At 70.6% G+C, this 19,480-nt stretch carries 16 protein-coding genes; 6 read left to right on the top strand and 10 right to left on the bottom strand.

Annotation, left to right across the window (positions count from 1 at the left end; genetic code table 11):
- Position 1 precedes the first annotated feature (1 nt).
- The gene (locus ACWIGI_RS38480) at positions 2-388 is read right to left on the bottom strand and encodes a hypothetical protein (protein WP_454208550.1); all 387 of its coding nucleotides are present in this window, start codon (positions 386-388) and stop codon (positions 2-4) included.
- 1,117 nt (positions 389-1,505) lie between these two features.
- On the opposite strand from ACWIGI_RS38480, the gene ACWIGI_RS38475 reads away from it, so the two are divergent.
- From ACWIGI_RS38475 to ACWIGI_RS38460, 4 genes are all read left to right on the top strand, one after another.
- A complete protein-coding gene (locus tag ACWIGI_RS38475) occupies positions 1,506-2,960 on the top strand; it encodes a carbohydrate kinase family protein (RefSeq protein ID WP_454208549.1) in 1,455 nt (484 codons plus the stop codon).
- A gap of 231 nt (positions 2,961-3,191) precedes the next feature.
- Complete coding sequence (locus ACWIGI_RS38470) at positions 3,192-4,166, top strand: GTP cyclohydrolase II (protein WP_454208548.1); 975 nt, start codon at positions 3,192-3,194, stop codon at positions 4,164-4,166.
- Positions 4,167-4,337: 171 nt separating this feature from the next.
- A complete protein-coding gene (locus ACWIGI_RS38465) occupies positions 4,338-4,913 on the top strand; it encodes a GTP cyclohydrolase (RefSeq protein ID WP_454208547.1) in 576 nt (191 codons plus the stop codon).
- 167 nt (positions 4,914-5,080) lie between these two features.
- Positions 5,081-6,910, top strand: coding sequence for an AMP-dependent synthetase/ligase (locus ACWIGI_RS38460; protein ID WP_454208546.1), 1,830 nt, complete (start codon positions 5,081-5,083; stop codon positions 6,908-6,910).
- Between the two features lie 80 nt (positions 6,911-6,990).
- On the opposite strand, the gene ACWIGI_RS38455 is transcribed toward ACWIGI_RS38460, so the two are convergent.
- The 4 genes from ACWIGI_RS38455 to ACWIGI_RS38440 all read right to left on the bottom strand — a co-directional run bounded on the left by ACWIGI_RS38455 (position 6,991) and on the right by ACWIGI_RS38440 (position 11,244).
- Positions 6,991-7,527: a YbhB/YbcL family Raf kinase inhibitor-like protein gene (locus ACWIGI_RS38455; RefSeq protein ID WP_454208545.1), complete on the bottom strand. Its 537-nt coding sequence runs from the start codon at positions 7,525-7,527 to the stop codon at positions 6,991-6,993.
- A gap of 34 nt (positions 7,528-7,561) precedes the next feature.
- A complete protein-coding gene (locus tag ACWIGI_RS38450; RefSeq protein ID WP_454208544.1) occupies positions 7,562-8,911 on the bottom strand; it encodes a M20/M25/M40 family metallo-hydrolase in 1,350 nt (449 codons plus the stop codon).
- Between the two features lie 131 nt (positions 8,912-9,042).
- The gene (locus tag ACWIGI_RS38445; protein WP_454208543.1) at positions 9,043-10,260 is read right to left on the bottom strand and encodes a hypothetical protein; all 1,218 of its coding nucleotides are present in this window, start codon (positions 10,258-10,260) and stop codon (positions 9,043-9,045) included.
- Between the two features lie 435 nt (positions 10,261-10,695).
- A complete protein-coding gene (locus tag ACWIGI_RS38440; protein ID WP_454208542.1) occupies positions 10,696-11,244 on the bottom strand; it encodes an adenylate kinase in 549 nt (182 codons plus the stop codon).
- A 179-nt stretch (positions 11,245-11,423) separates the two neighbouring features.
- Here ACWIGI_RS38440 and ACWIGI_RS38435 point away from each other — a divergent pair, with 179 nt between their 5' ends.
- Positions 11,424-12,857 carry an FAD-dependent oxidoreductase gene (locus ACWIGI_RS38435; RefSeq protein WP_454208541.1) on the top strand — a complete coding sequence of 478 codons (1,434 nt, stop codon included), beginning with the start codon at positions 11,424-11,426 and terminating at the stop codon, positions 12,855-12,857.
- 69 nt (positions 12,858-12,926) lie between these two features.
- On the opposite strand, the gene ACWIGI_RS38430 is transcribed toward ACWIGI_RS38435, so the two are convergent.
- Positions 12,927-13,283 carry a winged helix-turn-helix transcriptional regulator gene (locus tag ACWIGI_RS38430; protein ID WP_454208540.1) on the bottom strand — a complete coding sequence of 119 codons (357 nt, stop codon included), beginning with the start codon at positions 13,281-13,283 and terminating at the stop codon, positions 12,927-12,929.
- A gap of 145 nt (positions 13,284-13,428) precedes the next feature.
- On the opposite strand from ACWIGI_RS38430, the gene ACWIGI_RS38425 reads away from it, so the two are divergent.
- Entirely contained in the window at positions 13,429-14,298 is an 870-nt protein-coding gene (locus tag ACWIGI_RS38425) for an NAD(P)-dependent oxidoreductase (RefSeq protein ID WP_454208539.1), read from the top strand.
- A 240-nt stretch (positions 14,299-14,538) separates the two neighbouring features.
- Here ACWIGI_RS38425 and ACWIGI_RS38420 read toward each other — a convergent pair whose 3' ends face one another.
- The 4 genes from ACWIGI_RS38420 to ACWIGI_RS38405 all read right to left on the bottom strand — a co-directional run bounded on the left by ACWIGI_RS38420 (position 14,539) and on the right by ACWIGI_RS38405 (position 19,474).
- Positions 14,539-15,759 (bottom strand): hypothetical protein, encoded by a 1,221-nt coding sequence (locus ACWIGI_RS38420; protein ID WP_454208538.1) that lies wholly within the window; start codon positions 15,757-15,759, stop codon positions 14,539-14,541.
- The gene (locus ACWIGI_RS38415; protein ID WP_454208537.1) at positions 15,756-15,977 is read right to left on the bottom strand and encodes a hypothetical protein; all 222 of its coding nucleotides are present in this window, start codon (positions 15,975-15,977) and stop codon (positions 15,756-15,758) included. The genes ACWIGI_RS38420 and ACWIGI_RS38415 overlap by 4 nt, the downstream gene beginning before the upstream one ends.
- A 102-nt stretch (positions 15,978-16,079) precedes the next feature.
- Positions 16,080-18,446 carry a GMC family oxidoreductase N-terminal domain-containing protein gene (locus tag ACWIGI_RS38410; protein ID WP_454208536.1) on the bottom strand — a complete coding sequence of 789 codons (2,367 nt, stop codon included), beginning with the start codon at positions 18,444-18,446 and terminating at the stop codon, positions 16,080-16,082.
- Between the two features lie 14 nt (positions 18,447-18,460).
- Positions 18,461-19,474: a hypothetical protein gene (locus tag ACWIGI_RS38405; protein ID WP_454208535.1), complete on the bottom strand. Its 1,014-nt coding sequence runs from the start codon at positions 19,472-19,474 to the stop codon at positions 18,461-18,463.
- Positions 19,475-19,480 lie beyond the last annotated feature (6 nt).

Raw genomic sequence — 19,480 nt, 5'->3', positions numbered from 1 at the left:
CTCACGCCCACAGATGCCGCGACCGCGCGCCGGAGGCGGCGGGCGTGCGCGGAGCCGGGGTGCTGTACCAGCCGGCCATCACCGCCTCGGCCGGGCCGAGGTCCTCGGGGCGGGCGGTGGCCGCGCGCGGATGGGTGCGTTCGGCCATGCGCTGGGCGAGCATGATGACCGCGTGCTCGACCAGAATGCCCAGGGCCGCGGCGCGATCGGCGGCCTCGCAGTGGGCGTCGTCGTCGAAGACCACATCCGGGTCGGACAGGATCTCGTCCAATTCCATTCCCGCGCGGGCCTGTTCGCGGGTCAGGGTCTGAGCGGGCAGCCAGCTCAGTGACCAGAGTTGTTCGCCTTTACCGCGAATGGCGAATTCGGGGGTGATGTCACTTGTCATCGCCCGGTGGGTGATAGCGATTGTCACAGCGGGGTCCTCCCTGGGCCGTGTGCGCGAGCGCGGCGGCCGATCGTTTCGGTCGCGTCGTCTCTGGTATGTCACTCATCGAGTGCCGGGCGGTCGGTATTTCATCAATGGTCCACTCCCGCCCGAATTGTCGGAATGCCCGGCGGGTATTCCGTACTTTTTCCACTGACTCTTTTCCGAGTTCCTCCCGGATGCCACGCCGACCGGCACGCAAACGCCACCCCCGGCGAGCCCTCGTCGATGAGGGCGCCGGTGGTCCGTCCGCCGACCGGAAAAAGAATCGGGTCACGCTCTGCCCCGCTCCATCATCCGCCGATGCAGTACCGCCATGACATGTTTCACCGTGGTTCCCAATTCCTGTGCCAACGTCTCGGCCTCGCCCCCGGGTTCCCCGGGCCCGGCGCACATCTCGGCCAGGCGCATCCCCGCCCCCGCCCGCGCGCGCGTGAATCGCTGTCCCGGCCACCGGATCGGCTCCCACGCCGGTTCCGGCCCGCGCGTGTGCCGCGCCCACTCCTGACAGCTGCTGCTGGTGATCGACCGGCTGCTCTCGTAGATCACGACGCCCCCGCCCCGCGCGCCCCGGCGCCCGCCCCCCGCCGCCCGCCCGGCGGTGCGCCGTACCGCTCCCGCTCGTGGCGCCCCCGCCCGGCTCGCCGCGATGATCGAAACAGTACACGCGCTGGTTGCACCAGAACCTCCCGAACAGTCTGGCGGAGGCGATATTTCGCCGACACCAGTATGGCATTTGCCGCTCGTGTCCGGCATTTGCCACTACCACAAGGGAATTGACGAAAACTTTGTGGGATAAACCTGACCGCCGGTATCGTAGAGTTCCGGCAACGCAGCCCGAAACACGCACGCGAGAACAGCTTTTCGGCGGATCCGCAGCGCCATTGTCCGATGCGCACCAAATCTCAAGATCGACATCGCAATTCGACGCGAATCGCCGTCAATTGCCTCGGGCGCGGCGGAATTGACGCCGCCGACCTATCGGTCACACCCGCTCGAACAGTATCGTGGGGAGCGAATGACGAGAAACCACTCTTCCCGCCGTGCCGACCCGGTGCCGACCGCTCAGGACCCCGGTATGGTCGCCGTGCGCGGGGTGCTCACCAGGCTTCGCAAACGCTCGGGCCTGAGCCCGGATCGATTGCACAACACGGAGATCGACACCACCCCACTGCTGCAACTGGCCGTTGTCCGGCGCTACGCACACCTGCGCGCGCTGACCCCGCAGGCCGCGGTCCCGATCGTCGTCGGACAGGTCGCGCGCCGCCTTCCCCCGACCCAGCGCCTGATCGTGGACGCGGAACTGAGTCTGGGCCTGCTGCGCGATGCCCCACCCGCGGCACTCGACCTCGGCCGGCTCTACGGGCCCGATCTGGGTGAGCGCCGCGCCTACCTGGCCACACACTGGCAGACCCTGCACGAAGCCTTGGGCGCGGACCAGGTCCCGGTCGCGCCCAAGGTCCGCACCCTGCGCGACACCCCCGAAGCCCAGGCCTTCACCGCTCTCGCCCGTCTGCTCACCAGCGGCTCCGAACTGGACCTGACCCGCCCGCCCGAACCCGGCGAACCCGCGCGCTGTCCGACCGTGACCGTCGTCGGGGACGCGGTGGTCGATCAGATCAGCGTCGTGGAGACCTTCCCCGAGCCCGGCACCTCGCACTGGGGCGACTTCGTGCGCCACCCAGGAGGTAAGGGCCTCAACCGCGCGGTGGCCCTGGCTCGCCTGGGCATCGACGCTCGGCTGGTCGCCACCATCGGCGACGACGCGGACGGCCGCTGGATCGTGGACTACCTGCGCGCCCAGCGCGTGGACACCAGCCTGGTCACCGCCACCGTCTCCGCCCGCACACCCGTCACCACCGTCATTCTCACCCTCGCGGGCGAATCCGCCGCCATCGCGTTCAAACAGGACCGCCTGCGTCTGACCGACACTGACATCGACAGCGCCGTGGTGCGCGCGGCCATCGCCGCCTCGGACGCTGTCCTGGTCACCTTCGAGCAACCCATCGACATCGTCGCGCGCGTGCTGGCCATGGTCCACGACATGACCCCCCGCCCCTGGCTGATCGTCAGCGCCTCACCGCCCACCGTGCTGCCCCGGCACCTCTACCCGCACCTGGCCGCGGTCGACTACTTCATCGGCACCGCCAAGGAGCTCCTGGCGACCTGGCCCGGCAGCACCGCCGAGGAATCGACCAACCGGCTGCTGCAATGGGGAGTGCACGCGGTCTGCCTCATCGACAGCCACGCCTGCACCATTCGCTCGCGCACCGCGCACACCCGGGTCCGGCACGTCAACGTCACCGCCGACTTCGCCGCCGGCGCCTCCAGCGCCTTCTCCTCCGCCCTGGCCTACCGCCTCACCACCACGCGCCGCCCCGCCGACGACGCCGATTTCGAATGGGTCACCGCCGCCATCTCCGCCCGCACCCCGGCCTCCAACATCCCCGAATCCATGCCCTCGATCCCCGGTATCGACGCCCTCGCTCCGCACACCACCGCAGACCGTGACCACCGCTCGATAGCCCAGTGAGACAACCGCGTTCGCGTCACCGGGCCGCGGGCCCCGAGCGCGCGAGCGATCCGGCACCGGCGTCGCGGCGTCGGCCGCGGTCGCCTGCGCGACCGTCCACGACGCGCCGCCGACGGCGGACATACCCGGGGGTGAACGCGTGGAAACGAGGATGTGGCCGTAGCATCGCGCGCGGGCCGATCCAAGGTGCGGCCGGCCGAGTTCCGCTGACACGTACCGGAGGGTCACAGAGTGACGCCGATCGCCATGCTCGACGATGCTCCCACCCCGGACACGGTAGCGCGAGTACGCGCCCGCCTGCGGGGCGTCGCGCCCCGGCGCTCGGGCGCGGGTGCGCGCCGCTCGGCCGGCATCCCGGACTCACCGCCCGAACTCGCGAGCACCCGGCACCGGTTGACCCGGCACGGGCACATGATCGAAACCCGGATTCTCCCCGTCGGCGACCTCGGTGACGGACACGCCCTGCTGTTCGGCGATATCGCCGACGGGTGTCTGGTCCGGGTGCACTCGCGCTGCCTGTACGGTGACGCGCTGCGCTCATTGGACTGCGATTGCGGGCCCGAGCTGGACCTGGCGATGGACATGATCCAGGCCGAAGGCTCGGGCATATTGCTCTACCTCGAGCAGGAAGGACGCGGAGCAGGGCTGGTCGCCAAGGCTCGCGGGTACCACGTCAGCCAACGGGACGGGCTCGACACCTTCGCGAGCTACGCCCGCCTGGGACTGCCGCCCGACAGTCGCTCCTACGAGCGAGCCGCCGCACTGCTGAACCGGTTGGGGCTGAACTCTATTCGCCTGCTCACCAACAACCCGGACAAGGTCCGGACGCTGCGTGCGAGCGGGCTCGCGGTCGAGCACCTGCCGCTGCGGATCCGGCCCGCCACCCCGAGCGCGCGCCGCTACCTGGCCGCCAAAAGGACCGAGCGTGGGCACCGGCTGCCCCGCTTCTGGTTGTGGGAGCGGATCGCCGAGGGCGTGCTCGCGCTCTGCTACGTCAGCGTCGTGGGCGGACTGTGCGCGGTGCTGATCTGGACGGTCGTGCCCGCCGCGATGTTCGCCGAGGTACTCGCGCCCGAGCACACGCTGCCCGGGGTGCTCGGCCTGATCGCCGGGTGGTCCGGCTGGTCGCGAACCCGGCTGCTGCGGGCGCGAATTCAGCTCTCGCGCGCCCGCCTGGCACGCGGGCGCATGCGTTCGGATCGATAGTCGAGCACCGGTCCGCCCCGCCGTGCATCGGTCATAATGGCCAGAACCACGCAGCAGCTGGAAGGCCCGTGAAAGAGCGTCACTCGACCGCGCATTCACTGTCCCGGCAAGGGCGGTGAGTTCCGGGTGCGACGGGTAATCGAGTTGCGGGCAGGGCGCGGGCAGCCTGTCGTGGGACATCTCATCGAGTTCGGGACGCACGACGCGATCGACGATTGCCTGGTACGCATCCACTCGCGGTGCCTGTACGGGGACGCGCTGCAATCCGACGACTGTGATTGCGGGCCCGAATTGGATCTGGCGATGGACATGATCCAGGGCGAAGGCTCGGGAGTGCTGATCTACCTCGAGCAGGAAGGGCGTGGTTCGGGGCTGATCGTCAAGGCGATGGGACTGCGCCTGGGCGCCCAGATCGGGGTGGACACCTTCACCAGCTACAAGATGCTCGGCCATCCCATCGATTCGCGCTCCTATGAACATGCGGCCGAGGCGCTCTCGGGCCTGGGACTGCGCTCGGTGCGCCTGCTGACCAACAATCCCGCCAAGGCCCACGCGCTGCGCGAGGCCGGACTCGGAGTGCGCGAGATTCCGCTGTGGACGGCCCCGCGCAGCGAGCGGGCGCGCCGATACATGGAATCTAAGCACCGGCTCGGTGGGCACCGTCCCCCGGCGGGCGCCTCGGGCTGGGCGGCGCGCACAGCCCGAGAGTGTGTCCGATATGCCCGATTTTTGGCCAGGGTGCTGTAGCGCGAGACACAGCTGCGATTTTCTGGCTACGATGAGTGAGCCGCGCCACACACAGGGCGTCGCGCCATCGCGTGAGGTACTTCTCGTTCATCGAAACGCCGGAGTTCGCGCAGGTCGGATGGGGTGCGCGTGTGGCGGGTGAAGCGAGAGGCAATCGGAAAAGGGCTATGACGACAGACATCGGTTATCCGCACAAATCGGGCAAAACGGTCTTCACGATTCCGGAGGCGTTCCAGGAAACGCTCACCCTGCGCCCCGAACAGGTGGCACTGCGGACGGTGGGCGGCACCACGGAGATCACGTGGGCGCAGTACGGGGAACACGTACGCACCATCGCGGCCGGACTTGCCGGACTGGGCGTATCGCACGGTGACACCGTCGGGATCATGCTCACCAACCGGCCCGAGTTCAACCTGGTCGACACCGCCGCCCTGCACCTGGGCGCCACCCCGTTCTCGATCTACAACACCTCCTCCGCCGAGCAGATCGCGCACCTGTTCACCAACGCCGGGAACAAGGTCGTCATCACCGAACCCGCGTTCCTGGACGCGGTCCGCGGCGCCGGGGTCGAACTCGAGCACATCGTCCTGGTCGAGGGCAGCGCCGCGGGCACCGTCACCCTGGCCGAGGTGGAAGCCGCGCCCGCCGCCGACTTCGACTTCGACGCCGCCTGGAAGGCCGTCAAGGCCGACGACATCGCCACCCTGATCTACACCTCGGGCACCACCGGCCCGTCCAAGGGCGTGGAGCTGACCCACCGCAACGTGGTCGCCCAGATCGCCGGACTGGTCACCGGCCCGCTCACCGTGGGCCTGGACGACCGCTCGGTGTCCTACCTGCCCGCCGCCCATGTGGCGGACCGCATTTCGGGCCACTGCGCCAACCTGTTCACCGGCGTGCAGATGACCACCGTGCCCGACCCGCGCGAGATCGCCGCCGCCCTGCCCGACGCCCGCCCCACCGCGTTCTTCGGTGTGCCGCGCGTGTGGCAGAAGATCAAGGCCGGCATCGACGCCAAACTCGCCACCGAGCCCAGCCCGGTCAAGAAGTCCCTGGCCAACTGGGCCATCGGCGTCGGTGTGCAGGCCGCGCGCGCGGACCTCGCCGGCACCGGGCGCGGCCCGCTGCTCAACGTCCAGCACAAGCTCGCCGACGCCCTCGTGCTCGGCAAGCTGCGCCACGCCCTGGGCTTCGACGAACTCAAGGTCGCCGCCTCCGGCGCCGCGGCCATCCCGCCCGAGACCCTCGAGTACATGCTCGGCCTCGGCTTCACCGTCACCGAGGTGTGGGGCATGTCCGAGACCTCGGGCGTGGGCACCTACACCCCGCTCAACAAGCCCAAGCCCGGCACCGTCGGCATCCCCATGGAAGGGGTGGAGGTCCGCCTGGGCGAGGACGGCGAACTGCTGATCAAGGGCGACATCGTCACCCACGGCTACCGCAAGATGCCCGACAAGACCGCCGAGGCGATCGATTCCGACGGCTGGCTGCACACCGGCGACGTGGCCACCATCGACGGCGACGGCTACATCTCCATCGTCGACCGCAAGAAGGAACTGATCATCAGCGAGGCGGGAAAGAACCTGTCTCCCACCAACATCGAGAACAGCGTCAAGGCGCAGTCCTCGCTGATCGGGCAGATCGTGGCCATCGGCGACGCCAAGCCCTACATCGCCGCGCTGGTGGTCCTGGACCCCGACACCGCGGTCGTGCGCGCCAAGGCCCTGGGCACCCCCGACGCCGATCTGAAGGCGCTCTCGCAGCACCCGGAGATCATCGAGGAGATCAAGGCCGCGGTCACCGCCGCCAACGCCAAACTCTCGCGCGTGGAGCAGATCAAGCGCTTCGTGGTGCTGGACGCGGGCTGGGATCCCGGCGGTGACGAGCTCACCCCCACCCTCAAGCTCAAGCGCAACCCCATCACCACCAAGTACGCGGCCGAGATCGCCGCGCTCTACACCACCCCCGCCCCGGACAACGTGATCAACCTGTCCTGATCCGGGACCCCTGATCGTCGGGTGAACCGCTGTGGCCCTGGAGCGTCGACTCCAGGGCCACAGCCATGTCCGGGGTCTGCTCAGAGCTGCTCGTGCGTGCCGATCAGCGTCGCGCGCCCGATCGCGTTCATGAACAGATTGAACCCCAGGTACGCCGGGGAGGCGTTCTCGTCGACCTCGAGCCGCTCCACCCCGACCGCGTGCACGACCACGAAATAGCGGTGCGCGCCGTGCCCGGCGGGCGGGAACGCCCCGGTGTACTCGGTCAGGCCCGCGTCGTTGCCCAGGGTGACCGCGCCCGCGGGCAGCACACCGCCCTTACTGCCCTGTCCGGTCTCGAGGCTCGTGGTGGTCGCCGGGATGTTGGCCACCACCCAGTGCCAGAAACCCGAGGCGGTCGGGGCGTCGGGATCGAACACGGTGACCGCGAAACTCTTGGTCTCGGCCGGGAATCCGGACCAGCTCAGCTGCGGGGAGATGTCCTTGCCCCCGGCCCCGCCCAGCGCGCTGACCTGATCCAGGTGCAGCGCCTGCCCCTCGGTGATGTCGGCGGAGGTCACGGTGAACTCCGGCAGCTGCGGCAGCGCGGCGTAGGGGTTGTACGAATAATCGGGCACGGCAGGTCCTTTCGATGACGGCGGGTGCGACGGGTCAGCAGTTCAGCAGGAAGTGTTCGAGCACGCTCGCCCCGAACTCGAGCGACTCCACCGGCACCCGCTCATCCACCCCGTGGAACAGCGCGGTGAAATCCAGTTCCGGCGGCAGCTGCAGCGGGGCGAAGCCGAAGCAGCGAATGCCCAAGCGCGCGAACGCTTTCGCGTCGGTACCGCCGGAGAGCATATAGGGCACGGTGCGGCCGTTGGGGTCGTGGGCGAGGATGGCGTCGTTCATGGCGTCCACCAGATGCCCGTCGAAGGTGGTCTCGTAGGAATCGAGTTTGGTGATCCACTCGCGCTCGACATCGGGGCCGATCAGCGCGTCGACCTCCTTCTCGAACTCGGCCTGGCGGCCCGGCACCACCCGGCAGTCGACCACGGCCTCGGCGGTCTGGGGAATCACGTTGGCCTTGTACCCGGCCGCGAGCATGGTCGGATTCGCGGTGTCGCGCAGCGTCGCGCCGATGATGCGCGAGATCGTGCCCAGCTTGGCGAGCTGGCCCTCGATATCGGGGCTCGACGGATCGAACTCGATACCGGACTCCTGCTGCACCGCGGCCAGGAACTCCGCGACCGAATCCGAGACCACCAGCGGGAAGGTGTGCGTGCCCAGTCGCGCGACCGCCTGGGCCAGGATGGTCACCGCGTTGTCCTCGTGCAGGAACGAACCGTGCCCGGCACGGGCCTTGGCGCGCAAGCGCATCCAGCCCAGCCCCTTCTCCGCGGTCTCCACCAGATACAGCCGGCGTTCGGTACCGTCCGGGCGCGGCACGGTCAGCGAGAAACCGCCGACCTCACCGACCGCCTCGGTGATCCCCTCGAACAGGTCGGGGCGATTGTCCACCAGCCAGTGCGAGCCCCACTTGCCGCCGTTCTCCTCATCGGCCAGGAACGCGAACACGATGTCGCGCGGGGGCACCGTGCCCTCGATCTTGAACTGGCGGGCCACCGCCAGCATCATCCCGCACATGTCCTTCATGTCGACCGCGCCGCGGCCCCACACGTAGCCGTCCTGGATCGCGCCGGAGAACGGGTGCACACTCCAGTCCGCGGCCTGGGCGGGCACCACGTCCAGATGACCGTGCATCAGCAGCGCGCCCCGGCTCGAATCCGCGCCGGCCAATCGCGCGAACACGTTGCCGCGCCCCGGCGCCCCGGATTCGACGTACTCGGTGGTGTAGCCGGCCTGCTCCAGTTGCTCGGCCACCCAGAGCGCGCACTCGCGCTCGCCCTTGGTGGTCTCCAATTCGCCGGTGTTGGAGGTGTCGAACCTGATCAGCGTGCTGACCAGGTCGACAACCTCGGAGACGGCACGGGATGCGCGAGGTTCGCCAGTTTCGGACACGTCTCCTTTCCTACCACCTCCGCGCGCGGCCGCGGACTCCCGGCGCGGCGCGCACACCCGTGCGGCCCAGGTGATCGCACCCGGACCCGATTCGAATCAGCCCTGGCGCAAGCGGTTCCGGGTCGCGGGCCTCAGCGCAGCAGGCGCAGCGTCGCGGTGAGGGTGGTCAGCTGCGACTCCAGGTGTTGATCGGCGATGCGCCGTTCGAGCAGCGGGATCTCGAGGCGGGTGGCGGTGGCCCACAGGTCGGCGATCCGCGCCTGCACATCCACGTCGGCGGCCGCGAGCACCCACAGCAGCGGCGCCCACAGGCGCGCGGCCTGCGCGATGGCGGGCAGCATGATCAGGGTCGGGGTGTCGAGTTCGACCAGGCGCCGCGCGGCGCGCCGGCGCACCTCGGCGGGGGTGCGGGCCAGCGGTTCCAGGACCCCGCGCCACAGGCCCAGCTCGCTGGTGCCGTCCACGGCGGCCACCAGGGTCTCCGCGGTCTCGGCCAGCACCGGGTTGAAGGCCAGTTTGGTCAGCGCCTGCGGGCTCAGCTGGCCGATGAACCGCAGCATGTCCTCGGTGGCCCCGGCGTGGATGTAGGTGGTGACCAGATCACCGATCGCCGAGGGCGGGGCGACCTCGAACAGAATGTCCCCCACCGCGGCGACCACGTCCGGCGCGCAGCGCGCGAACACCGACAGCGCCGCCAGCCGCAGCTCCTTGGACCCGTCGACGACCGTGCTCAGCAGTCGCGGAATCCGCCCGCCCGGACCCGAAAGCAATTGGCGCACAATCGCACTGATGCTCTCCCCGGAATAGGCGTAGGACGCCGAGCGGATCACACCCTCGTCGTCGTGCACCCCGCTCTCGACCGCGTCGATCAGCTCCGGGGTGGCATAGGCCAGGAACGGGCCCGCGGTCACGTAGTCGCGACGGCGCAGCAACTCGTTCACGATCTCGATCACCGGCCCCGGCGGGGCGTCGTCGGCGAGCTGGCCGACCGTGCGCGGATCCAGATACGGCGCGCAGTCCGCGGCGTAGGAGACGTTCAGGCGCAGCAGCGCGTCGATCGCCTTCTTGCGATGCAGCACCCCGACCGCGCCCGCCGCGCGCCCGGTCATCGCCGGGGGCACCACGCGCTGCACGATCGGCAGGGAGATGCTCAGCGGCACGATCGGCACCAGCGCGCTGATGCGCTCGAACATCGGCGCGTGCTGATCGAACAGCGTGCCCGACATTCGCTGCTGCAACTCGTGCAGCCGATGCGCGCCCAGTCGTTCCAGGTGCGCGATGCGCTCGACCGGAACGCGCAGGGTTCGCGCGAGCAGCGCCAGCTGGGCGCCGGTCACCAGATCGGTCATAGGCCGGTCCGGTTCGTCGGTCTCCCCTGGCAGCCGACCTCGTCGGTGGCGGACATGCGTTCCCCTTTTCTCCGGCGACACGACCGGGCGCCCCGCGATCGACCGCCCATCATAGAGGTGGGAATATCGCAAAAATCGCAAAAAGCCGGCCGGTACTGACCTCTCACAACACCGGCCCCGGTTCCCCCGTGCAGGGTGTACACCGACCGTTCCGCCCACCCGGATCCCGGCGTCCCCGCCCGCGGGCCAGGCGGCCGATCACCCGGGGCCGCAGCGCGATTCACGACCGCTCGCACAGCAACCGGCCCGGTGGATCCGACGCACCCTGCATGGTGCGGCGTCAGCATCCACCGGGCAATCACCCCACCCGGTCTGCCAAGGACGTTCGGGTTTTCGTTCGCCTTCGCGAATCGGTGAACACGTACCCGGGATCGTCTACCGCTCGCGCAGGGTCCGCAGGGCACGTTCGGCGACCTCCTCGACCGTGCCGTCCGCGTCGATCGTGACCACCTTGCCCGCGTAATGCTCGAGAACGGGTTCGGTCTGGGTGCGGTACAGGTGCTGGCGGTGGCGGATCACCGCCTCGGTGTCGTCGGCGCGGCCGCGCGCGAGCAGGCGGGTCAGGGCTAGCTCGTCGTCCAGGCGTAGTTCCAGGACGCGATCCAGTTCGCGACCGTGGGCGGCCAGGGCGGTGTCCAGGGCGCGCGCCTGGGCGCGGTTGCGGGGGTAGCCGTCCAGCAGCGACCCCGCGCGGGCGTCGGGTTCGGCCAGGCGGGCGCGCACGATCTCGTTGGTGACTGCGTCCGGAACCAGGGCGCCGCCGGCCAGGGTCGCGCGCAGCTCGCGACCCAGCTCGGTGGGCTGCGCGGCCAGGGCGCGCAGCAGATCGCCGGTGGACACGTGCGGCACGCCCAGCGCCGCGCTCACACCCCGGGCCTGGGTGCCCTTGCCCGCGCCCGGCGGTCCCACGAGTACGACATGCATGCGGCGCGACGACCCTTCCGATCGAAGTTCCCCTGGATATCCAGTGTGCCAGAGGGTTTTTGGATACCGGAGCGACAGCGCGCCCGCGGCCGGGTCCCGGTCAGCGGGACTGACGTTATCCGGTCCGGGCGCGGGCTGGTTCCGTTCGCAGCCGGGGCCAACGGAAGGACGACGCGGTCATGACCGAGACGCAATGGGATATCGACACCGACGTCGTGGTGGTGGGATTCGGTGGCGCGGGCTGCGCCGCCGCGATCGCCGCCCACGACGCCGGCGCGCGGGTACTGATCCTGGAGAAGATGGCGGCCGATCACGCGGGCGGCAGCACCCGGGTCTCGGGCGCGGTGTGGTTCGACAATCAGGATCCCGACCGCGCCGCGGTCTACCTGCGCAGCCTCAGCGCCGGCCTGCCGATCCCCGAACCGGTGGTGCGGAGTTGGGCCGCCGAGACCGCCCGCAACTCCGACTGGATGCGCGCGCTGGGCATCGAGGTCGGCCTGGCCGTGCCCGCGCCGCCGGAGTATCCCGACCTCGAGGGCAGTGACGTCATGCGCGGCTGGATCGGCGTCGAGGGCGTCATGGGCGGCGGAAAGCTGTGGGCCGCACTGTCCGAGGCGGTGCGCGCCCGCGGCATCGAGGTCCGCCTCGCCACCCCCGCCCGCGAGCTCGTCGTGGCCGGCGCGACGGTCACCGGCGTCCTCGCCGACACCGCCGACGGCACCCTGCGCGTGCGCGCCCGACGCGGAATCGTCCTGGCCACCGGCGGATTCGAAGCCGACCCGGACATGGTCCGCGACCACCTGGGCCTGCCCGACCCGGTCGTGTGGGGCACCCCCGCCGCCACCGGCGACGGCCACCGCATGGCCATGAAAGCCGGCGCGGACCTGTGGCACATGTCCAACATGATGACCCTCCCCGGACTGCGCGCCCCCGGCTACACCGCGGGCTTCTACACCGCGTTCCCGCACGCGCGCGGCTACCTCTACCTCGGCCGCGACGGCCGCCGCTGCTGCAACGAAACCGTCGCACTCGGCCACGGCCACGCCCGCGTGCACGGCAGCTACCAGCTGTTCCCCGTCGAACCCATGCACATCTTGTTCGACGAGAACACCCGCCGCGCGGGCCCGATCGTCCCCGGCCGCGACGTGCTCGCGGTGAGCTGGGCCCAGCAGATCGAAGGCTACGACTGGAGCGCGGACAACACCGCCGAGATCGACAAGGGCTGGATCCAGCGCGCGGACACTCTCGCCGAACTCGCGACCCTGATCGGCCTGGACCCCGCGGCCCTGACCGACACCGTCGAGCGCTACAACGCCGCCTGCGCCGCGGGTCACGATCCCGAGTTCGGCCGCCACCCCCGCACCCTGATCCCCCTGACCCAGGCCCCCTACTACGCTTTCGCCTCCGCACCCCTGCTCGGCTGGAGCAACGGCGGACCCCGCCGCGACGAAAACGCCCGCGTCCTGGACCCTTTCGGCGCCCCCATTCCCGGGCTCTACGCCGCGGGCAACGTCAGCTCCACCTACTCCCGCTGCAAGGACGGCGGCTTCCACATCGCCGACGCCCTGGCGTTCGGCCGCGTCGCCGGACAGCACGCCGCCGCCAACTCCTGATCCGAGCCCGCGGTCCACGCCATCGCGGTAGGCGCACCCGCCGACCCGCGCCCGGACTAGGTGTCCGGCTCACACCGGCGCGTGCACCCGCTCGGCACCGATGCGCTCGATGCGGCGCTTGCCCCACGCACCCAGCGGGGCCAGCGCCGCGTTGAGCGCCGCGCCCTCCTCGGTCAGCGAATACTCCACGCGCGGAGGAACTTCGGCGTAGATCTCGCGATGCACCACACCGTCCTGCTCGAGCTCGCGCAGATGCTGGGTCAGCATCTTCTCCGACACCCCGGGCAGCGCGCGCCGCAACTGCCCGAACCGCCGCGACCCGTGCGCGTCGAGCTCCCAGAGAATGAGCGACTTCCACTTCCCGCCCAGCACATCCATGGCCGCGTCGATCCCGCAGAAATATGGCCCGTATCTCTTCTCGCCCATCGCTCACCCTCACTGGCTCGATACTCACCTTTCGGTGCGTATCCCCCGAACATAGTGCGTACTTGTCGCCCAACGCGCACACCGGCACGCTCGATTCCAGCCCGCCGCTCCCGACGGCGGCGACCCGCGAAGGAGCGCTCCCGCCATGACGAACACCCCGCTCGGACCCGCCACCGTCCTGGGCCTCGGCGCGATGGGCCGGGCCCTGGCCCAGACCCTGGTGAAAGCCGGTGTCGCGACCACGGTCTGGAACCGCACCCCCGGCCGCGACACCGACCTCGTGGCCGCGGGCGCGCACGGCGCGAGCACCCCGGCCGAGGCGGTGCGGCGCGACGGACTGCTGATCACCGTGCTGCTCGATCACGCCTCGATCCACGACACCCTGGACCCCATCGCGCACACCCTGTCCGGCCGCCGGTGGGTCAACCTCACCAGCACCTCGCCCGAGGAGTCCCGCGAGCTCGCGCGCTGGGCCGCCGCCCACGGCATCGACTTCCTCGACGGCGGCATCATGGCCGTCCCGCCCATGATCGGCACCCCCGCCTCGGCGCTGTTCTACAGCGGTTCGCGCACGGTGTTCGACACCCACCGCCCCCTGCTCGAACTCTTCGGATCCGCCGAGTACTTCGACACCGACCCCGGCACCGCCGCCCAACTCGATTTCGCCCTGCTGGCCGGCATGTACCTGATGTTCGCGGGCTTCTTCCAGGGCACCGCGATGGCCCGCACCGCCGGTTTCACCGCCACCGACTTCGCCGCCCGCGCCGTCCCGTGGGTCACCGCCATGACCCAGAGCCTGCCCGAGTTCGCCCGCGTGATCGACTCCGGCGACTACACCGCCGAGGTCCAGCACCTGGCCTTCCAGAAGTCCGCCCTCGATGCCATCACCCGCTCGGCGACCGACGCCGGCGTCGACGCCACCCTGATCGCACCCCTGACCGCCCTGGTAGACAAGCAGATCGCCGCGGGCAACGGCGCCTCGGCCTTCGAACGCGTCGTCGAGGAATTGGCCTGACCACCACGACCATTCGGCCCAGGATGCGGTGGAATCCGGAACCAGGCATGGCGATCCTCGACAGCGGTGCGCTCCCCGGACACCGCGCGCGAACCGGTCGTGACCGGAGGATGCGTGCCCGGCTCAGGGAACCCGCCCTGGCGGCTCCGCGCTCGGACACATATGAACCGGTCGAGCCGAATCACGCTTGCCCGGAGCACTTTCCGACCTCGGCTTTCCCCACTTCCGCCCGGGTGGTTCTCATCGGGGCAGGCGCAGGGTGGCGGTGAACGCGGTCAGCGCCTCATCCGAGCCGGCGGCGGCCAGACTCCGCTCGAGGTCCGCGCGGTCGGCACCGGGCAGGGCCGAGAAGACCTCCCCGATCCGGGACTGGGCGTCGGGTTCGGCCGCGGCCAGCACCCGCACCAGCTCCGGCCACAACCCCGCGGTGGTGAGCGTCGCGGCCACCCCGGTCAGCGTCGCCGGAGCGAAATGGGAGATCGTCCCGCCCACGCGCCGGGCCGCCCCGTCCACCCGCCCGGCCAGCGTGAACAGCCCGCGCCACGCGCCCGCCTCGGCGCCGTCCGAGAGCTCGGCGGTCAGCGTCTCGAACACCGCCGGATCGGCGAACACCGCGTTGCCCGCGATCGAATCCGCCGCTCCCGCACAGAAATTTCCGACGGACCGCAGTGTCTCGGGCGCCGCGCCCGCGTCCAGGAACGTCCGGAACAGGGCCTCGATCTCCGCGGCCGAGGCCACCTCGACCAGCGCGTCCCCGATCCCCGCGGCCACGTCGGCGTCGCAGCGCGCGAACACCGACAGCGCCGCGAGCCGCAATTCCGGCGAGCCGTGCACCACCGCGCCCAGCAGTCGCGGAATGCGCCGCTCGGTGCCGGCCAGCAGTTGGCGCACGATCAGCGAGATGCTCTCCCCGGAATAGGCGTACGACGCAGAGCGGATCAACCCCTCGTCATCGTGCACGCCCAGTTCCACCGCGCGGATCAATTCCGGTGTGGCATAGGCCAGGAACGGCCCGGCCGTCACGTAGTCCCCGCGGCGCAGGATCTCGTTCACGATCGCCACCACCGGCGCGGCCGGTGCGATCTCGGCGAGCCTGCCCACCGCGTGCGGATCCATGAACGGCGCGGCCTGCGCGGCGTAGCCGGGCTCGAGCAGCGTGGTCGCCTCGACGGCCTTGCGCGGGTGCTCGACCCCGAGCGCACCGGCCGCGCGCCCGGCCATCACCGGCGGAACCACCCGCTGCACCAGCGGAATCGAGATGCTCAGCGGCACGATCGGCACCAGCAGCGTCAGGCGCGAGAACACCGCGGCGTGCCGGTCGAACATGACCCGGGCGGTGCTCTCCTGGAGTTCGTGCAGCCGCGCCGCCCCCAGTTTCCCGAGATGCTCGAGCCGTTCGACCGGAACGTGCAGGGTCCGCGAGAGCAGGGTGAGCTGCGCCCGGGTGAGCAGGTCGCTCATCCGAGCTTGTTCCCGAACATGATCTTCTTGGCCGCGGTGCTCAACGGCCACGGCAGCGCGCCCACGGTCTTGTCCACCGCCTCCACCATGTCCGCGGCCTCGGTGCGCTGGGCCCGGCGGAAGATCTCGAGCAGATCCGCGGTCTCGGCCTCGGTGAGTCCGTCCAGGGCGGCCACGGGCCCGCCCAGTTCACGCTCGAGTTCGGCTCTGGAATTCACGATGGGCCCCTGTCTGGCGAACCGAGTCGGATCACCCCGTTGTCTCCCCCCAGGTGTACCAAGATCGGGGGTATCGGCGCCAGCCCCGGAATCGATTGTCGCTCACCGCAGATCGGCCGCGATCGCCTCGGCCGCCCGCAACGCCATGGCCATGATGGTGACCTGGGGGTTGACCCCCAGCGAGGTCGGCACCACCGAACCATCGGCGATGTACAGCCCGCTGGTCCCGAAGACCCGGTGCTCGAAGTCCACCACCGCCGTGCGCGCGTCGGCCCCCATGCGCGCGGTACCCAGCGGATGCGGGCCCATCATCCGGAATCGCCGCGCCCCGAGCGAGGTCTCGGCCACCGCCCGCGCCTGCTCGAGGGTGCGGATCGGCGGCATACCCGCGATCGGCAGGGCCACCGCCTGCGCGCCGCCGTGCAGGAACAGCTCCGCCAGCCCCGCGCACGCGTGCTGGAGCGCGGCCAGCATGCGCGGGGTCACGCTGTAGCGGATCAGGGTGCGCCCGCCCGGGCCGATACCCACGCTGCCCACCCCGGTGTCGCGGACCATGGCCCCGAACTGCTCGGTGTGCGCCCAGCGGTTCATCCACTCGGTCAGGCGCGCGCCGTGGAACGGCAGCACCCCGGCCGCGAACTGCGGCGGAATGGACACCCCTTCGAAGGTGCACAGCTCATCACCCAGCCCGTGCACGTGATAACCCTGCGGTATCGCCTCCCACGGCGTCCCGGGCTCGGGCATCATCGCCACCGCGCCCAGCGACGGGTGCACCGACAGGTTGCGGCCCAGCGCGGGCAGGTCGATACCGTTGCGGCGCAACAGCAGTGGCGTCATGAGTGTGCCGGTCGCGACCACCACCGCCCGCGCCCGGATCTCCAGCGCGCGCGGCGCCCCGTGCGTGTCCTGCCCCTCGGCCAGCACCCCCACTGCCCGCCGGTCGTCCATCAGGATCCGGGTGACGCTGAGCCCGGTGTACAGCTGCGCCCCGGCCTCGAGCGCGCGCGGCACCCAGCTGACATTGCTGCTGCGCTTGGCGTCGGTGGGACACCCGTACACGCACTGGCCCCGCCCGTCACAGCCCGCGGCGTTGCGCGGCAGCGGCCCGTGCCCGGCCCCGAGCGCGTCCGCGCCCCGCCCGATGATCTCCGCGACCCGGCCCAGATACTTCGGCTCGGCGTAGGCGATACCGAGTTCGGCTGACACCTCATCGAGGTGCCCGGCGAACGCCCCGGGCGCGAAATCGGCGGGAAAACCCAGGTCGAGCCATTCGCGCAGGACCGCGTCCGGGGTGCGGAACGCGGTGCCGGAGTTGATCGCGGTCGTGCCCCCGACCAGCCGGCCGGTGCTCACCCCCAGCACCGAGTTGCCGACCGCGAGGTTGTATCCGCCGTCGCGCCAATACTTCTGGGTCCGATCGTGCGGTTCGCCGGTGAACTCCGCGCGCCCGGCGTAGTGGCCCTCCTCGACCATGACCACGCCCAGGCCCCGCTCGGTCAGGCGCGCCGCCACCGCCGCGCCGCCGGCCCCGGTGCCGATCACCACCGCGTCGCACTCGATCCGATCGACCGCCGGCACCTCGTCCGGGGTGCTGACGTTGGCCATCCACCCGGGCCTGCGCTCGAGCACCGGCTCGTCGTAGCGCGGCATGCCGATCGCGTCCAGATAGCGCCGGTCACTGAAATGCGCTATTCGCAAAGGTGTTTCGATCGCGGCGACCGCGTGCTGCAGGGCGGGGTTCGCCCGCGCGGCCGTCACCACCGCGACGCGCGCGGACTCGTCCAGCGCCGCGAGCCCGCGCCCGTGCCGGGTGCGCGCCGCGGCGTCGAGCCCGCGCAGGGCCAGGCGCACCCCGGACTGCATGAGCGGGGTCATGTTGCCCACGTACTCGTCGAATCGATCCAGGGTCCCCGACTCCACCGGCGGCACCGCCCCGCCCGGTTCGATCAGCGCCCCGGCCAGCGCGCCGAGCGTGGCCCGCTGGGATTCGCCCAGCATCCCCGCCGGATGCGACCCGTCGGGCAGATCCGCGCGCAGCGAGGTCCACGGCTGGAACGACCGCAGGAAACTCGGATAGTCGTTGGCGAAGAATTGCATGGTGCCCGAGGCGATCTCGCGATCCTCGCGGGACAGCGTGGTGGCCAGGGTGGTCAGGCTCGCGTGCGCGCGCCGCACCCAGCGCACATCCTTGCGCCCGCTCAGGTGCCACGCCCGGCCCGCCTCGTCCCGGAAGTCGATCTCGTAGCTCATCAGCCGTTTGGTCACCGGCAGCGCGATGAGGGTGCCGGTCACCGCGGCACCGTCCACCCACGGGGCCGCGCGGATGGTGCCGGTGATGCGGGCGCGGCCGTTGGTGATGAATCCGCGCGCCCGCCCGGATTCACAGCGCAGGTCCATGGCCACGTGATGGGCGTGCCCGTCGGCGTCGAAGAGTTCGCCGCGCATGGTCTCGAAGAAGGTCGCAGGCATCGGGGGTGCTCCACTCAGACGATCGGCTGCACGTCGGCACGGGGCTCGGGCGCCAGGAATTCCAGCGCGCCACCGTGTTCGCTGCGCAGGGTGAAGGCGTTGGCGTTGACCGGCGCGACGTGCACCGACACCGCCGCGGTCTTGGAATTGAGGCAGTAGCTCGTCGCGCGCGCGGGATTGCGATAGGCCAGGCACACCATCTGCGCCGGATCCGCGCTCATTCGCACCTCGGCGCTGCCGTCGCGCCCGCGCATGCGCAGGGTCCAGTGCGGGAAATCCAGTTCCGGGCGCTGACGCCACAGGTCGACGACGCGGTCGAACCGGAACTCGCGCTCACCCCGGCGCACGACCAGCATCGACAGCAGCGGGGACACCCGGCCCCCGATCCGGGTGCGCCCGGAAGCGCCCTCCATGACCGCGAACGGCTCCGCGCTGCCGGTCTCGGTGAAAACGCAATGCCCCCACGCATATTCGGGGCTGTGCTCGGCGCCCCAGTTGTGGCCCTGCATGCCGTGCCAGCCGTCCAGATCCCAGCGTTCGCCGTCCCACTCCACGAACCCGGACATCGTGGCCACCGGGAACGGGGTCACCAGCTTGTTGCGCGGGAGCTTCGCGTCCAGCAGCCGATCCGACGGCAGCATCGACAACGGCGCGCCCGCCACCGCGGACCGGGTGAACGCCAGATCCCATCGCACCGTGGAGTTCTCGTCCGACAGCGCGCCCCGCGAATCGCCGCCGCGCCCGTGCAGGCTCATCGCCAGCGGGCCCACCGCGATCTCCTGCCCGAGCGCGTTCTGCTCGAAACACGCCGCGGGCAAAGCGATGTCGCGGCACCAGGCCCGGGTGCGCTTGCCGTCGAACATGCTGCACCAGGCCTGCGCGAGGGCGGTGCCGTCGCGGCCGGTGAGGATGGTGGCCTTGATCCACAGCGCGCGCGGGGAGCGCGGGTCGTTGGCGCGGACGAACCACGATTCGACGTGGTCGGTGCCCGGGCGCAGGCGCGGGGCGTTCTGGTCGATGGCGATCATGATGGA

This window comes from Nocardia sp. NPDC055321 (assembly GCF_053645575.1).
The sequence above is the reverse complement of the archived record's forward strand: the minus strand, read 5'-3'. Positions and strand labels throughout refer to the sequence as shown.